A 17,511-nucleotide genomic window follows, 5' to 3' on the forward strand; every position below is an offset into this window, starting at 1 on the left:
CGATTTTCTGCTAGTCTCGTCCGATGTTCCAGACGCTCGTCGAATTTCAGCGCACGATCTATCTGACGCTCGGCGAACAGATCCAACTGCTTGCGGCCGGAGGCAATTGGCTGGCGTTCATGGCCTTCCTGCCGATGGGCGTCGTGTTCGGGGCTGCCCATGCGCTGACGCCGGGGCACAGCAAGGCCGTCCTGGCGACTTATCTTGCCGGTTCGGATGCGAAGGTCTCGCGTGGTCTGCTCGTATCTATCACGCTATCGTTCACGCATGTGACGATTGCCGTTCTGATTGCGGCTCTCTCGCTGCCACTGGTCTCAATAGCATTGGGCAGCGTCGGCCGCGCTCCGCTTCTGGAGCATATCAGTCGCGGGCTGCTCGGCCTCATTGGCGTCTGGATGATCTGGCGCGCGTTGAGCCACAGCCATCATCACAGGCACGAGGGCGAGGCTGTCGGCGTCACGGCAGGCCTGATCCCATGCCCGCTGACGCTTTTCGCGATGACTTTCGCAATCTCCAGGGGGGTTCCGGCGGCGGGCGCCCTGTTTGCCGTCACCATGATGGTCGGCGTGGCGCTGACGCTGTCCTGTGTCGCCGTGTTGTCGATCCTGTTTCGGGAACGGCTTGTACAGTTTTTCGCGCGCCAGCCACGCCTGTTCGAAACCATCTCCCGGGCCATCGAGGGCGGCGCCGGTCTCGCCCTTGCCGGCGTCGCTGTCTGGCAGATCACCTCAGCTTGAGAGAAAATTTGGCCCCAGCCACTGCATGGCGTCCGGCCCGGTGCACCGGCTGGAACGAGCCTAGGCGACGCCGGTCATGTCACATCGATCACGACCATCAGCCCGCCGCCGCCCTTTTCCTCGACATTGTTGTTCGTGGTGTGATGCGGGATGTGGCAATGGATCAGCCATTTGCCCGGACGCTGCGCCTTCCAGATTACGTCGTAGCGCTGACCCGGCCCGACGTTGATCGTATCGGCAAGGAAACGACCCGAAGCGGGGACCGTCTCGCCGTCGCGGGCAACGACCTCGAACGGTCCGCCATGGATATGCATCGGATGGATGAAGCCGTTGTTGGTGCCGATGAACCGCACCTTGAGCGTCTCGCCGACCTTCATCGGGATCGTCTCGGTCGAGGGATAGGCCTTGCCGTTGATGGTGAAGAAATTCGGCATGCCGCCATCCATCGGCATCGACGGGTAGGTCAGCCCTTCCCGCACCAGCCATTCCTGAAGCTCGATGACGTAATCATGGTCGGCCGCGACCTCGTCGGCGGGATTGGCGGGATCGATGATCAGCGCACCGTAGAGGCCGAGCGCCTGGGTCCGGTCCGGCTTGGCATGGGGGTGATAGAAATAGGTTCCGTGCTGGGTCGCGGTGAATTCGTATGAATAGGATTGCCCGGGCTCGATCGGCGGCTGCGTGATCTCGGCCGGCCCATCCATCTGGTTCGGCAGGATCAAGCCATGCCAATGCACCGTCGTTTCCTCAGGCAGGCCGTTGGTGACGTTGATCCTGACCCGATCGCCCTGGCGAATGTGAATTCGCGGACCGGGAATCTGGCCGTTATAGGCATAGGCGTCGACCGCAACGGCCGGCAGGATCTGCCAGCGGACCACCGAAGGCCTGAGCTCGAACACCTTGATGCCGTTCTCCATCCGAAACGGCAGTTCCTGGTCGCCCTTTGCCGTCAGGCCATAAGAGGCGGCCACGAGGCGTGGATCGGTAGCGGCCATGTCACGCATCGTATCGGCCGGCGTGTCGCGATCCATGATCATGCCTTGCGGCATGATCACCCCGCCGACGTCGCGTGCCGACAGCGTCAGGTTCAGCCAGTTCGCCGGCGCGACCATGCCGATGGCGAGCGCCAGCAGGGAGACGGCACCCAGGGCAGCGACCTGCGGCGTCGTGGCATCCGTCTCCATGTGATGGCCGCCGCCTTTGCCTTTGTGGGAAACCATATCGTGGTGCTGCCCGCGATGGCCGCTGGCGTCGGCCTGCTGCATTTGTATCTGCGCATGTTGCCTCGTGGCAGGCTGCTCCCGGACATCGATGCCGGCTGCCTGCGCACGCTGCGTCATCAGCCCATGCTTCAGCCCCCGGGCGACCAGCCAGACATTGGCCGGATAGGCAAGCGCAAAACCGGCGATGACGCCGATCGACATCACGCCCCAGAACAGCAGCTCCGTCGGTTCCATCGCGCGCATGTCGCGGCCCATCATCAGGAAGCTCATGACCGGCGCCATGCCGGCCATCATGAAGTTCATGGAGATGAACTCGGGCAGGAAGCTCTTGCGTACGTTTTCCCAATAGGTGCCGCCCATCATCGATTTCATGAACAGCGACTGGAAGATGAACAGGCCGAAGGCAAAGCCGGCGAGATATTCGACGATCAGGTCGATCCACATCGGCAGGCCGAGCGCCGCCGTGACGGCGGCGGCAAGAATGATGCCGGTGGCATCGCCGGCGACGCAGTGGATGGTGGAGCCGACGCCCTGCTTCCAGAGCGGCCGGGTGAAGAGTTCATGATCGCCCGGCCGGGGCTCCTTGTCGGCGAGCACGTAGAGCAGCAAGCCGAGCGGACCCATATAGAGGGTGACCAGGATGAAGCCCCATTTCATCACCACCGGCTCGGGATTGTTGCGATATTGGTCGAAGCCGACGTAAAGCGTCGAAGCCAGCGCCAGCGCGAACCAGACGACGAGGAAATAATCGATCGGTTGGATGAGCATCAGGATGAACCCGTGACCTGCCGCCGCACGCGCCCACGCGGCTCGTTATACAACTCCCAATGGCAATGAACGCAGCCGGCGCGCTTATGATCCGTGCCGGCGCTAGTTACCAGGTTGCAACGTGACCACTCGAACGGCCTGAAGCACGCTTGCTATCTTCTCGCGTAGCGCACGGTCAGCGCTCGCCGAATACGCGCGAAGCCAGCAAGACAGAGAGGCGTGATCCGCCGGTCTTGTCCCGAACCGGCGTACAGGATCAGTGCAGGATCTGCGACAGGAACAGCTTCGTGCGCTCATGGCGCGGGTGGTCGAAGAACTCGGCCGGCGTGTTCTGCTCGACGATCTGACCCTGATCCATGAAGATCACCCGATTGGCGACTTTGCGCGCAAAGCCCATTTCGTGGGTGACGCAGAGCATGGTCATGCCTTCCTCGGCCAGCCCGACCATCGTCTCCAGCACTTCCTTGATCATTTCCGGATCGAGAGCCGAGGTCGGCTCATCGAACAGCATGATGCGCGGGTTCATGCACAGCGAGCGGGCGATCGCCACGCGCTGTTGCTGCCCGCCGGAAAGCTGGCCGGGATATTTGTTGGCCTGTTCCGGGATCTTGACGCGCTTGAGGAAATGCATGGCGATTTCCTCGGCCTGTTTCCGCGGCATCTTGCGCACCCAGATCGGCGCCAGCGTGCAATTTTCCAGAATGGTCAGATGCGGGAACAGGTTGAAGTGCTGGAACACCATGCCGACCTCGCGACGCACCTCGTCGATCTTCTTCAGATCGTTGGTCAGTTCCTTGCCGTCGACTATGATCTTGCCCTTCTGGTGTTCCTCCAGCCGGTTGATGCAGCGGATCATCGTCGATTTGCCGGAGCCCGACGGGCCGCAGATGACGATCCGCTCGCCGCGCATCACCTTTAGATTGATGTCCTTCAGCACATGGAATTCGCCGTACCATTTGTGCATGGCGATGATGTCGATGGCGACATCGGTGGTGGAAATGTGCATCTTGGCGGCATTGACCTTGATCTCTTCCGCGCTGACGGCGTTTTCTATGGCCATGACAAGGTCCCCTTTTTAGCGTTTGTGGCCGGTGTCGAGACGGCGTTCCGTGTACATTGAATAGCGCGACATGCCGAAGCAGAACAGCCAGAAGATGAACGCCGCGAACACCAGGCCGGATCTGGCCGTCTGTGGCGTCGCCCAATTCGCGTCGGAGAAGTTCTGCTTGACGATGCCGAGGAGGTCGAACATGGAGATGACGATGACCAGGCTGGTGTCCTTGAACATGCCGATGAAGGTGTTGACGATGCCGGGAATGACCAGCTTCAGCGCCTGCGGCATGACGACCAGGCCCATCTTCTGCCAGTAGCTGAGACCGAGCGAATCGGCGCCCTCATACTGGCCTTTGGGGATCGCCTGCAGGCCGCCGCGCACCACTTCGGCCATGTAGGCGGCGGCAAACAGCGACACGCCGATCAGCGCGCGCAGGAACTTGTCGAAGCTGACGCCGGCCGGCAGGAACAGCGGCAGCATCACGCTGGCAAAGAACAGCACCGTAATCAGCGGGATGCCGCGTACCGTCTCGATGAAGATCACGCACAGCAGCTTGACGATCGGCATGTTCGAGCGCCGGCCGAGCGCCAGCACGATGCCGATCGGCAGCGACACGGCAATGCCGACGAACGACAGGCTGAGCGTCACCAGCAGTCCACCCCAACGCGACGTCTCGACATGCGGCAGGCCGAACATGCCGCCGACCAGCAGAACGAAGGCGACGACCGGCAGTACAAAAAAGAGAAGAATGGCATTCAGCCCCTTGCGCGGTACGCGCGGAATGAGCAACGGCACCAGCAGTGCCACGAACAGGATGGCCACCACGATCGGCCGCCAACGCTCCTCGATAGGATAGGTGCCGAACATGAACTGGCCGAACTTGGCGTTGACGAATGCCCAGCAAGCACCGGTCCAGCCATCCGGCTGGATGCCGCCTTGCGCCACGGTGGCGCAGACCGAGCGGTCCGGTCCGGTCCACTGGGCGTTGATGAAGGCCCAATTGATGATTTGGGGCAGGATCACAGCGACCAGCGCGATGCCAACGATGGTGAGAATGGTGTCGCCCGTGGTGGCAATCAGGTTCTTGCGGATCCAGGCGGTGAGGCCACGCTCGCTCGACGGCGCCGGTTGGGCCAGCGCCATCTCCGTCCGCACCCAGGACATGTCGTGTTCCTGCATGGCCTTACCTCTCCACCAGCGCCATCCTGGCATTGACGACGTTCATGATCGCCGACGTGATCAGGCTGAGCGCGAGATAGACAGCCATCATGATCACCACGCCTTCAACCGCCTGCCCGGTCTGGTTCAAGACAGTGCCGGCAGTCGCCGTCAGGTCCGGATAGCCGATGGCGATGGCGAGTGAAGAGTTCTTGGTCAAGTTCAGATACTGGCTGGTCAGCGGCGGAATAACGATGCGCATCGCCTGCGGCACGACGACAAGCCTGAGGATCGATCCCGAGCGCAGCCCGAGTGCCGCGGCCGCCTCGGTCTGGCCCGTGCTGACGCCCCTGATGCCGGCGCGCACGATCTCGGCGATGAAGGCGGCCGTATAGCAGGACAACGCCAGATAGAGTGACAGGAACTCCGGTCTTACCTGAAAGCCACCGACCAGGTTGAAAGTCGATTGTTTCGGGAATTCGAAGGTCAGAGGAAAGCCGCTCAGCGCGTAGGCCAGCAGCGGCAGGCCGACGATCAACGCTATGGATGTCCACAGCACCGGGAACGGCTGGCCCGTCGCCATCTGCCGCTGCCGCGCCTTGCGGGCGACGAACCAGGCCATGGCAAGGGCGAGGAGCAGGGCGACCAGGATCAGCCAGGAGCCCTCGCCCCAGACAGCGCGCGGAAAATAGAAGCCGCGCTGGTTGAGAAAGGAGCCGAACGGCAAATTGATGCTCTCGCGCGGCGGCGGCAGCACGGCGAGCACGCCGGAATACCAGAAGAAGATGACCAGCAGCGGCGGGATGTTGCGGAAGACCTCGACATAGACCGTGCAGATCTTCCTGATCAGCCAGTTGCGCGAAAGCCGGCCGATGCCGACGATGAAACCGATAATGGTGGCGGTGATGATGCCGACGACGGCAACGATCACGGTGTTGATGAAGCCAACCAGGATGGCTCGGAAATAGGTCGAATCCGACGAATATGCGATCGCGCTTTCGCTGATGTCGAAGCCGGCGCGGCCCCTGAGGAAGCCAAAGCCGGAAGCGATGTGCAAGCGCGTCAGATTGACGATGACGTTGTGGGTAACCCACCAGACCCCCGCTACCAGCAGGACGAGGACCAGCGCTTGAAAGAATATTCCGCGGACACGAGGATCATTGATGAAGGAACCGCGGCTTGGCTCCTCGCGAAGAACTTCCTGCGATGCCATTCGACAGTCCCCTGGAAAGAGAGACCGGAAGGCAGACGATCTGCCTTCCGGATCCATTTTCGATCAGCGGATCGGCGGAGCGTACTGCAGGCCACCCTTGGTCCACAGCGCGTTGATGCCGCGCGCGATCTTCAGCGGGCTGCCCGAGCCGACATTACGCTCGAACATCTCGCCGTAATTGCCGACGGCCTTGACGATGTTGACGACCCAGTCGTTAGAGACGCCGAGATCGGTGCCGATCTTGGTGTCGGCTTCCTGGCCGAGCACGCGCTTGATCTCTGGACTGTCCGAGTTCTTCATCTCGTCGACATTGGCCTTGGTGATGCCGAGTTCCTCGGCGTCGAGCAACGCGAAATAGGTCCACTTGACGATGTGGTACCATTGGTCGTCGCCCTGGCGTACGGCCGGCCCAAGCGGTTCCTTGGAGATGATCTCGGGCAACACGACGTGGTCGGCCGGCGCACCGAGCGTCAGGCGGATGCCATAGAGGCCCGACTGGTCGGTGGTGTATACGTCGCAGCGGCCGGCGTCATAGGCGGCGTTAACCTCTTCCAGCTTTTCGAAGACGACAGGATTGTACTCCATCTTGTTCGACTTGAAATAGTCGGCAAGGTTGAGCTCGGTCGTGGTGCCGCTCTGCACGCAGACCGCCGCGCCCGAAAGCTGCAGCGCCGAGTTCACGCCCGGTAGCTTCTTGGCGTTGATCATGAAGCCCTGGCCGTCGTAATAAGTCGTGCCGATGAAGTTCAGGCCGAGTGCGGTGTCGCGATTGATGGTCCAGGTGGTATTGCGCGACAGGATGTCGATCTCGCCCGACTGCAGAGCGGTAAACCGCTCCTTGGCGCTGAGCGGCGTAAACTTCACCTTGGTGCCATCGCCGAACACGGCGGCTGCCACAGCGCGACAGAAGTCCGCGTCGATGCCTTGCCACTCACCCTTGTCGTCCGGCGCCGAGAAGCCGGCCAGACCGGTCGAGACGCCGCATTGGATGAAGCCCTTCGCTTTGACATCGTCGAGCGTGGCCGCCGAAGCCGCCGAAGCCGCGAATCCAAACGCGGCGGCGCCCAAAACGCCGATTGCAATGTGTTTCATGACCCACAGACCCTTTTCTGTTTTTTCCAGGCGAACCTGACTTTTTCCCGTGTGAACGCAGCTATGTATCCCGGCCCATTACCGGAATCCCGCATCGTAACCGACGCGCTGCCTCCCATTCACGAACAACATCGAAGGCGATTATTCCTGTGAGGTCAAGGGAAATGACCAAATCCGAAAGACTTTGAAAACCAACTGCCTGAAATGCCTGAAATTGCAGACAAACGCGCTCGCAAATCGGCCAGCGCGCCAATAAAGCCGGCAAAGTCCGACCGTGAGTTGCCAAGCGCACTTGGCAGCCTTCCCGCAGGTCCACGGCTCGTTGCTGAATTGGCATATTCAAGACCTTGGCCTGGCGAGTGCGGTGCGGTTGCACGGCCAATGCCGCCGCACTATGGCTAACGACCAACCCATGGGACGAAAAGCAATGGCAAAAGACGACAGCGAGATGGGCGTCAACACACGGCTCGCCCATTCCGGCAACAACCCGCATGACTATTTCGGCTTCGTCAATCCGCCGGTGGTGCATGCCTCGACCGTGCTCTATCCCAATGCGGCGACAATGGCGGCGCGCAGCCAGAAATACACCTACGGCACGCGCGGCACCCCGACCACCGATGCGCTGACCAGCGCCATCGATGCGCTGGAAGGCTCCGCCGGCACGGTCGCGGTGCCGTCCGGCCTGGCGGCCGTGGTGCTGCCGCTGCTCGCCTTCCTGTCGGCCGGCGATCATCTGCTGATCGTCGATTCCGTCTATCATCCGACCCGCAATTTCGCCGACACGATGCTGAAGCGGCTGGGCATCGAGGTCGAGTATTACGAACCGCGCATCGGCGCCGGCATCGCGGCGCTGATCAAGCCCAACACCAAGGTGGTGTTCACCGAATCGCCGGCCTCCAACACCTTCGAGGTGCAGGACATACCGGCCATCGCCAAGGCAGCGCATGCCGCCGGCGCCATCGTCATGATGGACAACACCTGGGCGACGCCGCTCTACTTTCGCCCGCTCGACCATGGCGTCGACATCTCGATCCACGCGGCGACGAAATACCCGGCCGGCCATTCCGACGTGCTGCTCGGCACCGTGTCGGCCAATGCGGACTGCTGGAAGCAGCTTTTCGAGACGTTCAACACGATGGGCTGCTGCGCCGGGCCTGACGACGTCTACCAGGTGCTGCGCGGCCTGCGCACGATGGGTGTGCGGCTGGAGCATCATCAAAAGAGCGCGCTTGCCCTCGCCGGCTGGCTCGAGGGTCAGCCGGGCGTAGCGCAGGTGCTGCATCCCGGGCTGCCCAGTCATCCCGACCACGCCATGTGGAAGCGCGATTTTTGCGGATCGAGCGGCATCTTCTCGATCGTTCTCGCGGGCGGCGGACAGAAGCAGCAGCACGCCTTCCTCGACGCGTTGAAGTTTTTCGGCCTCGGCTATTCCTGGGGCGGCTATGAGAGCCTTGCCGTGCCGGTATTCCTTGGCGACCGCACAATCGCCAAGGGCCCGTATGACGGGCCGCTGGTGCGCTTGCAGATCGGGCTCGAGGATGTCGAGGATTTGAAGGCCGACCTGGCGCGCGGGCTCGCGGCGGCCGCACAGGCCTGAGCCAAGCACCTTTCCAGGCTGAGTCAGGAAATCGGCGTAACAGCTTGGAAAAATTGCGATCCTGAGTGATGTCATGGCGACCGATCAGCCGATGACACGGCGTCTACAAAATAGAGACGCCGGTGTGGTGGAGGCGTTAGAATAGCCTCTGCCGGCGCTTGAAACGGATCGAGGCCGGCCGGCGGATCGGTCGGGAACCTTTTGTCGGCCGATTCATCCAATGTCCGATGAGAAGCCTATCAGGAGATCGGCCATGCCTGCTGCGTTGACGGCAACGCCCGCCGCTTCCGGCGACATGCAGCTTGTCGGCCGCGCGCTGGCACGTGATAGCGATGCATTCCGCACCATCATCAAGACGCACAACCAAAGGCTCTACCGCATCGCCCGAGGCGTCGTGCGTAACGACAGCGAGGCCGAGGACATCGTCCAGGAGGCCTATGTCAGTGCCTTTGCCCATCTCGAGTCCTTTCGCGGCGATGCCTCGCTCGCCACGTGGCTATCGCGTATCGTCATCAACGAAGCGCTCGGCCGTTTGCGCAAAAGGCGGCGAATGGTAGCGATGCCTGAAAACCCGCAAGCCGAAATCATCCGGTTTCCCCTCAACCCGAGCGACGATCCGGAGCGGACGATGGCGCAACGGCAGATCCTTGAGCTTGTCGAACGGGCAACCGACAGTCTTCCCGATGTCTACCGGATGGTGTTCGTGGCGCGCGTCATCGAGGGATTGAGCATCGAAGAAACCGCCGAACTGCTTGGCGTGCGACCAGAAACCATCAAGACCCGGCTGCACCGCGCCCGCGCGCTGGTGCGCAAGGCGCTGGACGACCAGATCGGCCCGGTGCTGCTCGACGCCTTTCCCTTCGCGGGCCGGCGCTGCGAACGGCTGACCAATGCCGTGATGCGGCGGCTCGGTCTTTCCGGATAGGCCGCGCCGATTTTCGCGGGAACGTTTGGCGGCGACCTGCATCCAATGAGCATCACTGAAAACGAAGCCCGATGCAGTTCCGCGTCGGGGCGAAGGAGAGCATCATGTTTATTCGATCGACCACGGCACTGGCCGCATTGTTCCTGCTTAGCGCAGCGCCCTTGTCGCAAGCTGCCGACAAACCGACCGATCCGCAGATCGCACATATCGCCTACACAGCAGGCGTGCTTGACGTCGAGGCGGCCAAGCAGGCGCTGAAGAAATCGAAGAACAAGGAGGTCGTGGATTTCGCCAAGGACATGGTGCGAGATCACGAGGCGGTCAACAAACAGGCTCTCGACCTGGTCAAGAAGCTCAAGGTCACGCCTGAGGACAATCCGACCAGCAAGGCGCTGACCAAGGCGGCGGCCGAGGAACGTGCCAAGCTTGCCAAGCTCAAGGGCGCGGCGTTCGACAAGGCCTATGTCGCCAACGAGGTGGCCTACCACAAGCAGGTCAATGGCGCGCTCGAAACTCTGCTGATCCCGTCCGCCAGCAATGCCGAGCTGAAGAGCCTGCTGGAAACCGGCCTGAAAATATTCCAGGGCCACGAACAGCACGCCGAACACGTCGCCGGCATGCTGAAGTGAGGATCGAGCCAATGGCGTCGAGGCGGCATCTGTGGGTTGCGCTGGCATTGGCCGTGGGTGCCGCGCCGGCCAAGGCCGAAACCATCGAGGTGACGATCGAGAAGCTTGTGTTTTCGCCGGCAAAGATCGAGGCGAAGGTCGGCGACACGATCAGGTGGGTGAACAAGGACGTGTTCGCCCACACGGCAACCGTCAACGGCGCCTGGGAAGTGATGATCCCGCCGAAGAAGGCGGCGAGCCTGACGGTGAAGAAGGCGGAATCGGTCGATTATTTCTGCCGCTTCCATCCCAACATGAGAGGCCATCTGACGGTGACATCGCCCTGACTGGCTGATGCATGTCGCGCAAAAGCGTGCAGCGGTTTTGCGATAACGACATGCATAAAAAAAGAGCCTGAAGCGCGCCGCACGAGGCCGGTCGAATGCGACGCGCTTTTAGGCTGCCAGCCATGCCGTCCCTACAAGCAGCGTGACCAGCGTCAACGGCAGGCCGACCTTGAAGAAGGCGATGAAGCCCAGCGGTTTGCCGGAGATTCGCGCGTGCTCGGCAACGATCAGATTGGCGACCGAGCCGAGCAGCGTGAAATTGCCGGCCAGCGTCGAGCTCATGGCGACGACCAGCCAGGCCCGCTCGGGGTTTTCCAGTCCGGGCACGAACGGCTTCAGCGCCAGCACGGCCGGGACATTGCTCATGATGTTGGACAGCACCGCGGTGAAGCCGGACAGCCGCCACACATCATTCAGCCCGAGGTCCTTTGCCGAGGCGACGATGTCGGGCGTCAGCAGCGTCTTCTCCGCCCCGGCGACGACGATGAACAGCCCGGCGAACATGAACAGCAGCGGCCCATCGATCTCGCGATAGATGCGCTCAGGTTTGATGGCGCGGGTCAAAAGAAGAATGGCGCCGCCGATCAGCGCTGCCTTGGCGACTGGAACGCCGGCGAAGAAGGCGATCGCCAAACCGACACAGACGACCACCGCCTTCACCACCTGCCCCGGCAGCATGCGGCCGCGATAGACTTCGGGGCTGAGCTCGGCCTTGCGCGAAAATTCGGCGCGGTAGACGATGCGGATGATGACGATGACGGCGACGAGGCCGAACGCCGCGACCGGCGCCAGCGCCGCCGAGAAGGCCGGGTAGGAAATCCCCGACAGCGCGCCGATGACCATGTTCTGCGGATTGCCGGTGATGGTGGCGACGCTGCCGCAATTGGACGCCGTGGCGGTGGCGATCAAATAGGGAACCGGATTGCGGTTGATGACGCGGGTGACATGGACGACGATCGGCGCCATGACCAGGCAGATGGCGTCGTTGACCAGGAACGCCGAGAGGACGCCGGTCAACAGCGTCACCATCACCAGCAGCATGAATGGCGCATGGGCGTGCTCGATGGCGAACCCACCGAGCGCGCGAAAGGCGCCCGACACTTTCAGATGCGCCACGACGATCATCATGCCGAGCAGAAGCGTGATGGTGTCGAAGCTGATGGCGCGGTAGGCGTCTTCCATGTCGAGCGCGCCGATGGCGATCATCGCCGCACCGCCGAGCAGCGCGATGCCTGCCCGGTCGAGGCGCAGTCCGGGTATCCTGCCGATTGCGACGCCGGCATAGGTCAGGACCAGGATCAGCAATGCCGCCGCGCCCATCGCTGTCATGTGTTGGAAAATCCTGTGCGACTGACGAGTGAACCTGTCCGGAATGGACCTGAAGATATTGGCGATCCCGACAGGATTCGAACCTGTGACCATCGGCTTAGAAGGCCGGTGCTCTATCCAGCTGAGCTACGGGACCGCTGGCCGGCCGCATGACCGGCTGATTTGTTGGGCGCCGGCAGGGCCGGCATGGGATCAATGCGTCCAGGGCGTCCTGCGGTCATAGCGGAAATTCTCCGCATAGGAAATCTGGCGGCGCTTGATTTCCTTCGGCTCCTCGACGCGAAAAGCCAGCCCTTCCTTCTCGGCATAGGCGACCGCCTCTTCTCTTGTGTCGAAAGTCAGCCTGATCTGGCTTCGCATGTCGCCGGACGTGGTGTAGCCCATCAGCGGATCGATCTTCTTGCGCTGCTCCGGATCGAATTCCAGCACCCAATAGCCGGTCTTGGCCTTGCCGGACTGCATCGCGGTTTTGGCTGGGCTGAAAATGCGGGCTGACATGACCACCTCATTGCTGGTTGCAAGCACACGACCCCGAGACCACATTACTGTTCTCTGGCCATGCACTAGCCCGTCATTACTGCGCAATGCCGCCGGCAGCAAGGCCGAGGGCTTTTTACGCTTGCTTTGGCGGGCTGAAATCACTAGGCAACAGACCGTTCGGAGTGTAGCGCAGCCTGGTAGCGCATCTGGTTTGGGACCAGAGGGTCGGGAGTTCGAATCTCTCCACTCCGACCATTCATCAAGCAAATCTCGTCGGCAGCGCAAGCGGATCACGCTCGAGCGTGTCTGCCGTCGCCGGTCATGCTTAAGCGACGGACGGACAGCACGAGCCCGCGCTGCCCGTCCGATATGCAAGCCGTCAGCCCTGGATGAAGGCCAGCAGATCCGGATTGATGATCTCCGGATGGGTGGTGCACATGCCGTGCGGCAGGCCCTTGTAGACCTTGAGCGTGCCGCGCTTCACCAGCTTGGCCGCAAGCAGCGCGGAGTCGGCGATAGGCACGATCTGGTCGTCGTCGCCGTGCATGATCAGGACGGGCACGTCGATCTGCTTGAGGTCGTCGGTGAAGTCGGTCTCGGAAAAGGCCTTGATGCAGTCGTAATGGGCCTTGGCCCCACCCATCATGCCTTGGCGCCACCAATTGTCGATAGCCCCTGGCGAAACCTTGGCGCCCTCGCGGTTGAAACCGTAAAACGGGCCGGCCGGCACATCCCTGTAGAACTGGGCGCGGTTAGCGGCCAGAGCGGCGCGAAAGCCGTCGAAGACCTCGATCGGCAGGCCGCCCGGATTGCTATCGGTCTTGACCATGATCGGCGGCACCGCGCCGATCAGCACCGCCTTGGCAACACGGCCTCCGCTGCCATAAAGCGCGACGTAACGCGCCACCTCGCCGCCGCCGGTCGAGTGGCCGATGTGGATCGCATCCCTGAGATCGAGATGCGCCGCCAGCGCCGCGACGTCGGCAGCGTAGGTGTCCATGTCGTTGCCGGTCGCGGTCTGCGACGAGCGGCCGTGGCCGCGGCGGTCATGGGCGATGACGCGGTAGCCCTTTTCGAGGAAGAACAGCATCTGGTTGTCCCAGTCGTCTGAGCTCAGCGGCCAGCCGTGATGGAACACGATCGGCTGGCCCTTGCCCCAATCCTTGTAGAAAATCTCGGTGCCGTCATGGGTGGTGAATGTGCTCATCGTCCTACTCCTTAATGGAAAAGTTGGGGGTAACAGGGAAGCTTTTAGCCCCCTTCTGCTGGACAAATTATAACAGTGCGGCCAGGGTGAGCATTGGCAAAACGGACATTCAACGTGGCAAAACTGACAAATGGCGGCTGCGCTTGATCTGATCGAAATCGGCCTTGTCTTGTATCCCGGCGTGCAGGAAGCGGCCGTGCTCGGCCTGACCGATCTCTTTCTGCTGGCCAACCGGCTGGCGGCCGATCGGTCGCCGGACGCTTTGAGGCTTCGCGTCAGCCATTGGCAATTGGAGGACGCGGGCCAGACCGTAGTCTGCACTTTCGACAGCGACCCCGGCGCCGACAATGAACCAGCCATGGCTATCATCCCGCCAACCTTGGGAGATCCGATCGCTCGGGAAGCAGCCGCGCCCTATGCCGGCTGGCTCAGGGGCCGTCATGCGGCAGGCGCGACCCTCGGCTCGGTCTGCGCCGGCGCCTTCGTGCTTGCCGAGACCGGCCTGCTGTCGGGTCGTGCTGCGACCACGCATTGGGCTTATCGCGACGCGCTGGCGCTACGCTTTCCAGACATTCTGCTCGATGCCGACAGGCTGGTCATCGACGATGGCGACATCATCACCGCGGGCGGCTACATGGCCTGGACCGATCTCGGCCTCAAGCTGGTGGACAGGGTGCTCGGGCCGACCGTCATGATGGACACGGCGCGTTTCATGCTGGTCGACCCGCCGGGCCGCGAGCAACGCTTTTACAGCCCGTTCGCGCCGCGGCTGACCCACGGCGACGAAGCGATCCTCAAGGTGCAGCATTGGCTGCAGGCGAACGGCGCCCGCGACGTGACGCTCGGGGCCATGGCCGGGCATGCCGGACTGGAGGAGCGGACTTTCCTGCGCAGGTTCCGCAGCGCCACCGGCCTCAAGCCGACCGAATATTGCCAGCACCTGCGCGTCGGCAAGGCGCGCGAGATGCTGGAAACCACGATGCGGTCGATCGACCAGATCGCCTGGGAGGTCGGCTATGACGATCCCGGCTCGTTCCGCAAGGTATTCGCCAGGATAACCGGCCTGGTGCCCGGCGACTATCGCAAGCGCTTTGGCACGGAACGAGCGGTAATTGCAGGCGGAGAGAGCTGAGGCCAGCCGCGCAATGGCGCTATCGATTCGATGCTGCCAAAGGCAAGCTCGCCGGGCGAGAACCCCAACCACCCATCTCCCGGCGAGCCTACTACCTGATTTGATACGCAATCAGGACCGGGATTAGCCGGCAAGCTCGTTGCTGCAAGACAGATGCCAGCTTTTGTTCCCGAAATGGGACAGTGGCGGAACTGGAATCGTCAAATCTCGAACTCGCCCTGCCCTTCATCCATGGCGCTGACGGTCTCGGCGGCGAGCGCGCGGGTGATCGGCGTCTTGCGCTCGAGCGCGGTGCGGTCGAGCCGTTCGACCACCCGCATGGCAGTGGCCAGCGAGCGCTCGATGCGGCGCACTAGATATTGCACGACATGCGGCTCGACCTCGACCTGGCGGTCGGCGAACAGCTTTGTGATGACGCCGGCCAGCAGAAGATCGTCGGGTTCGTGGATCTCGACGGTCGCCGCCGCCTTCAGCCGCGACGCCAGGTCGGGCAGCCTGACGCCCCAGGCGGACGGGAAGCGCCGCGCCGTCAACAGCAAGCTCGAGCCGGCGCCGCGCACCGCGTTGATCAGGTGGAAGAGGCCGTGCTCATCGATCGGGCCGGCATCGACATCGTCGATCAGGGCCGGATGCGCGCCGAGATTTTCGATGCAGTCGCCGATGCGGCCGGCCTCCACTTTCACCGCGTCGGCGCGGGTCCGCCAGATCGAGGCCAGATGGGTTTTCCCCGAGCCGGCCGGCCCGGCCAGCACAACGACCGGCGACGGCCAGTCCGGCCAGCGGTCGACAAGCGCCGCCGCCTGGCTGTTGGTGCTGGAGACGACGAGCTCGTCGCGCGAATAGCCGGTGCCGTGGCCTAGATCGAGCGGCAATTGACGCGGCGGATCGATCTTGTCCGGCATCTGGCTCAACCGCGCGCGCCCCCGCGGCGGCGCACCTGCAGCGGCGGCACCGGCTCGTCGGCGTGGCCCTTGTAGAGCGGCGATTCGAGATAGCGGGCGATGGCGAAGCGCACCAGAACGGCAACGGCGGCGGAAGCCGGAACGGCGATCAGCAGGCCGACGAAGCCGAACAGCGCGCCGAAGGCAAACAGCGCAAACATCAGCCATACCGGATGCAGGCCAACGCTTTTGCCGACCAGCCTTGGCTGCAGGATGTTGCCCTCGATGAACTGGCCGACGAAGAACACACCGGCCACCGCTGCGATCATGGTCCAGTCCGGCCAGAACTGGACGAAGGCGACGCCGACGGCCAGCACCAGGCCGGTCAGCGAGCCGACATAGGGGATGAAGGAGATCAGTCCGGCGAACAGACCGATGAGGATGCCGAAATTCAGGCCCGTCAGTGTCAGGCCGGTGGCATACATGGCGCCCAGCACCAGGCACAGCGTGCCCTGGCCGCGCACGAAGCCGGCGGTCGCCGTGTTGATGTCCCTGGCGATCGTCCTGACGGTCTTGACATAGTCGCGCGGCACCCAGCTGTCGACGATTGTCACCATGCGATCCCAGTCGAGCAGCATGTAGAAGGCGACGACCGGCGTCACGACGAACAGGCTGACCACCGAGACCAGCGCCACGCCGGAGCTCCAGATCGAGGTGAACACGGTGGTCAGGAGGCCGAAGCCGGAGGTCAGCAGCGAGTTCAGGCCTTCGCGCAGGCCGTTGGCGTCGACGCCGAATTTCTCTTCCAGCCATTTCGGGTCGAAGCTGGTGATCAGGCCCTGCAGCCGGGTCAGATAGTCCGGCAGCTTGCTGGCGAAATCAGCCATCTGCGAGGCGAGCACCGGAACCAGGATGACGAAGGCCAGTACCAGGACGACGATAAAGGCGATGAGGATGACCACCGTCGCCATCAGCCTGGACAGGCCAAGCCGCTCCAGCCGGTCGGCGACAGGGTCGAGGAAATAGGCGAGCACCATGCCGGCGACGAACGGCAGAAGGATGCCGCTGAAGACATAGAGGAAGACGGCGAGGATGATGGCGCTGACCAGCCAGAAGCGGATCTGGCGGCGAAACGACGCCGATGCCGCAGCTTCCGCTGCCGCAGCCTCAGCTTCAGCGTCGATGGACCGTTCGTCAGGTGCCGGGTGTGGAGCCTTCGCCATAGCCGCTCATATGCCTCAGCCAAGCCACGAGATAGGCCGCGGCCGAAGCCACGGTCAAGACCCCGGACAGCAATATGAGGGCCGGCCTCAGCGGATCGAGACGGATGTCGAAGGCGAGTTCGCCCAACACCACTGCCGCCAGCACGATCTGGATCGCGGTGTTGGCCTTCGACACCAGGAGCGGCTTCATCTCGACCGGATGCGCCATGACGGTGGATAAAAGCACGGCGCAGACGATCAGTGCGTCGCGCGACACCATGGTAACGACCAGCCACAGCGGCAGTTCGCCGCTGAAGCCCAGGACCACGAAAACCGAGACCAGCAGCAGCTTGTCGGCCATCGGATCGAGATAGGCGCCGAGCCTGGAAAACTGATTGAAATGGCGGGCGATGAAGCCGTCGACGCCGTCGGAAATGCCGGCAATGAGGAAGCCCGCAAAGGCCCAGTCCCAGCGGTCCTGCAGCATGGCCAGCACCACCGCCGGCACCAGCACGAAGCGCATGATCGTGATCATGTTGGGGATGGTCAAACGCATAT

The 17,511-nt window shown here is 62.7% G+C and carries 17 protein-coding genes and 2 tRNA genes; 7 read left to right on the plus strand and 12 right to left on the minus strand.

Going from position 1 to position 17,511, the window contains the following annotated elements:
- Positions 1-23 precede the first annotated feature (23 nt).
- Entirely contained in the window at positions 24-737 is a 714-nt protein-coding gene (locus NKH04_RS17615) for a nickel/cobalt transporter (RefSeq protein WP_353044670.1), read from the plus strand.
- Between the two features lie 74 nt (positions 738-811).
- On the opposite strand, the gene NKH04_RS17620 is transcribed toward NKH04_RS17615, so the two are convergent.
- The 5 genes from NKH04_RS17620 to NKH04_RS17640 form a co-directional block, all read right to left on the minus strand.
- Positions 812-2,728 carry a multicopper oxidase domain-containing protein gene (locus NKH04_RS17620; protein WP_352920980.1) on the minus strand — a complete coding sequence of 639 codons (1,917 nt, stop codon included), beginning with the start codon at positions 2,726-2,728 and terminating at the stop codon, positions 812-814.
- Between the two features lie 256 nt (positions 2,729-2,984).
- Positions 2,985-3,734, minus strand: a complete 750-nt coding sequence (locus NKH04_RS17625) for an amino acid ABC transporter ATP-binding protein (RefSeq protein WP_031212005.1) — start codon at positions 3,732-3,734, stop codon at positions 2,985-2,987.
- 69 nt (positions 3,735-3,803) lie between these two features.
- Positions 3,804-4,961, minus strand: coding sequence for an amino acid ABC transporter permease (locus NKH04_RS17630; RefSeq protein ID WP_352541629.1), 1,158 nt, complete (start codon positions 4,959-4,961; stop codon positions 3,804-3,806).
- A gap of 4 nt (positions 4,962-4,965) precedes the next feature.
- Positions 4,966-6,153, minus strand: coding sequence for an amino acid ABC transporter permease (locus tag NKH04_RS17635; RefSeq protein WP_352472636.1), 1,188 nt, complete (start codon positions 6,151-6,153; stop codon positions 4,966-4,968).
- A 63-nt stretch (positions 6,154-6,216) separates the two neighbouring features.
- On the minus strand, positions 6,217-7,245 hold the full coding sequence (locus NKH04_RS17640; protein ID WP_254820740.1) for an amino acid ABC transporter substrate-binding protein: 1,029 nt from the start codon (positions 7,243-7,245) through the stop codon (positions 6,217-6,219).
- A gap of 427 nt (positions 7,246-7,672) precedes the next feature.
- Between NKH04_RS17640 and NKH04_RS17645 the strand changes: the two genes are divergently transcribed.
- The 4 genes from NKH04_RS17645 to NKH04_RS17660 all read left to right on the plus strand — a co-directional run bounded on the left by NKH04_RS17645 (position 7,673) and on the right by NKH04_RS17660 (position 10,722).
- On the plus strand, positions 7,673-8,842 hold the full coding sequence (locus NKH04_RS17645) for a cystathionine beta-lyase (RefSeq protein WP_352684961.1): 1,170 nt from the start codon (positions 7,673-7,675) through the stop codon (positions 8,840-8,842).
- Between the two features lie 253 nt (positions 8,843-9,095).
- Complete coding sequence (locus NKH04_RS17650) at positions 9,096-9,767, plus strand: RNA polymerase sigma factor (protein WP_352684963.1); 672 nt, start codon at positions 9,096-9,098, stop codon at positions 9,765-9,767.
- Positions 9,768-9,871: 104 nt separating this feature from the next.
- A complete protein-coding gene (locus NKH04_RS17655) occupies positions 9,872-10,396 on the plus strand; it encodes a DUF4142 domain-containing protein (RefSeq protein WP_353044671.1) in 525 nt (174 codons plus the stop codon).
- Between the two features lie 11 nt (positions 10,397-10,407).
- Entirely contained in the window at positions 10,408-10,722 is a 315-nt protein-coding gene (locus tag NKH04_RS17660; protein WP_353044672.1) for a cupredoxin domain-containing protein, read from the plus strand.
- A 108-nt stretch (positions 10,723-10,830) separates the two neighbouring features.
- Here the strand turns inward: NKH04_RS17660 and NKH04_RS17665 are convergent, their stop codons facing one another.
- The 3 genes from NKH04_RS17665 to NKH04_RS17675 form a co-directional block, all read right to left on the minus strand.
- Positions 10,831-12,051: an anion transporter gene (locus NKH04_RS17665; protein WP_352771778.1), complete on the minus strand. Its 1,221-nt coding sequence runs from the start codon at positions 12,049-12,051 to the stop codon at positions 10,831-10,833.
- Positions 12,052-12,110: 59 nt separating this feature from the next.
- A tRNA-Arg gene (locus NKH04_RS17670) sits at positions 12,111-12,187 on the minus strand.
- A gap of 56 nt (positions 12,188-12,243) precedes the next feature.
- Positions 12,244-12,549 (minus strand): ETC complex I subunit, encoded by a 306-nt coding sequence (locus NKH04_RS17675; RefSeq protein ID WP_023677641.1) that lies wholly within the window; start codon positions 12,547-12,549, stop codon positions 12,244-12,246.
- Positions 12,550-12,709: 160 nt separating this feature from the next.
- Here NKH04_RS17675 and NKH04_RS17680 point away from each other — a divergent pair.
- Positions 12,710-12,786 (plus strand) — tRNA-Pro (locus tag NKH04_RS17680).
- Between the two features lie 124 nt (positions 12,787-12,910).
- Here the strand turns inward: NKH04_RS17680 and NKH04_RS17685 are convergent.
- On the minus strand, positions 12,911-13,738 hold the full coding sequence (locus tag NKH04_RS17685) for an alpha/beta fold hydrolase (RefSeq protein ID WP_353044673.1): 828 nt from the start codon (positions 13,736-13,738) through the stop codon (positions 12,911-12,913).
- A gap of 130 nt (positions 13,739-13,868) precedes the next feature.
- Between NKH04_RS17685 and NKH04_RS17690 the strand changes: the two genes are divergently transcribed.
- Positions 13,869-14,870 (plus strand): GlxA family transcriptional regulator, encoded by a 1,002-nt coding sequence (locus NKH04_RS17690; protein ID WP_352492622.1) that lies wholly within the window; start codon positions 13,869-13,871, stop codon positions 14,868-14,870.
- Between the two features lie 200 nt (positions 14,871-15,070).
- On the opposite strand, the gene hdaA is transcribed toward NKH04_RS17690, so the two are convergent.
- From hdaA to NKH04_RS17705, 3 genes are read right to left on the minus strand one after another with little or no spacing between them, the layout of a single operon-like run.
- Positions 15,071-15,772, minus strand: a complete 702-nt coding sequence (gene hdaA / locus NKH04_RS17695; RefSeq protein WP_352472673.1) for a DnaA regulatory inactivator HdaA — start codon at positions 15,770-15,772, stop codon at positions 15,071-15,073.
- A 5-nt stretch (positions 15,773-15,777) separates the two neighbouring features.
- A complete protein-coding gene (locus tag NKH04_RS17700; protein WP_352501884.1) occupies positions 15,778-16,974 on the minus strand; it encodes an AI-2E family transporter in 1,197 nt (398 codons plus the stop codon).
- On the minus strand, positions 16,946-17,503 hold the full coding sequence (locus NKH04_RS17705; RefSeq protein ID WP_352469229.1) for a CDP-alcohol phosphatidyltransferase family protein: 558 nt from the start codon (positions 17,501-17,503) through the stop codon (positions 16,946-16,948). Before NKH04_RS17705 ends, NKH04_RS17700 begins: the two co-directional genes overlap by 29 nt.
- Positions 17,504-17,511 lie beyond the last annotated feature (8 nt).

Origin of the sequence: Mesorhizobium sp. M1365 (genome assembly GCF_040317865.1) — a bacterium.
Lineage (GTDB): Bacteria > Pseudomonadota > Alphaproteobacteria > Rhizobiales > Rhizobiaceae > Mesorhizobium.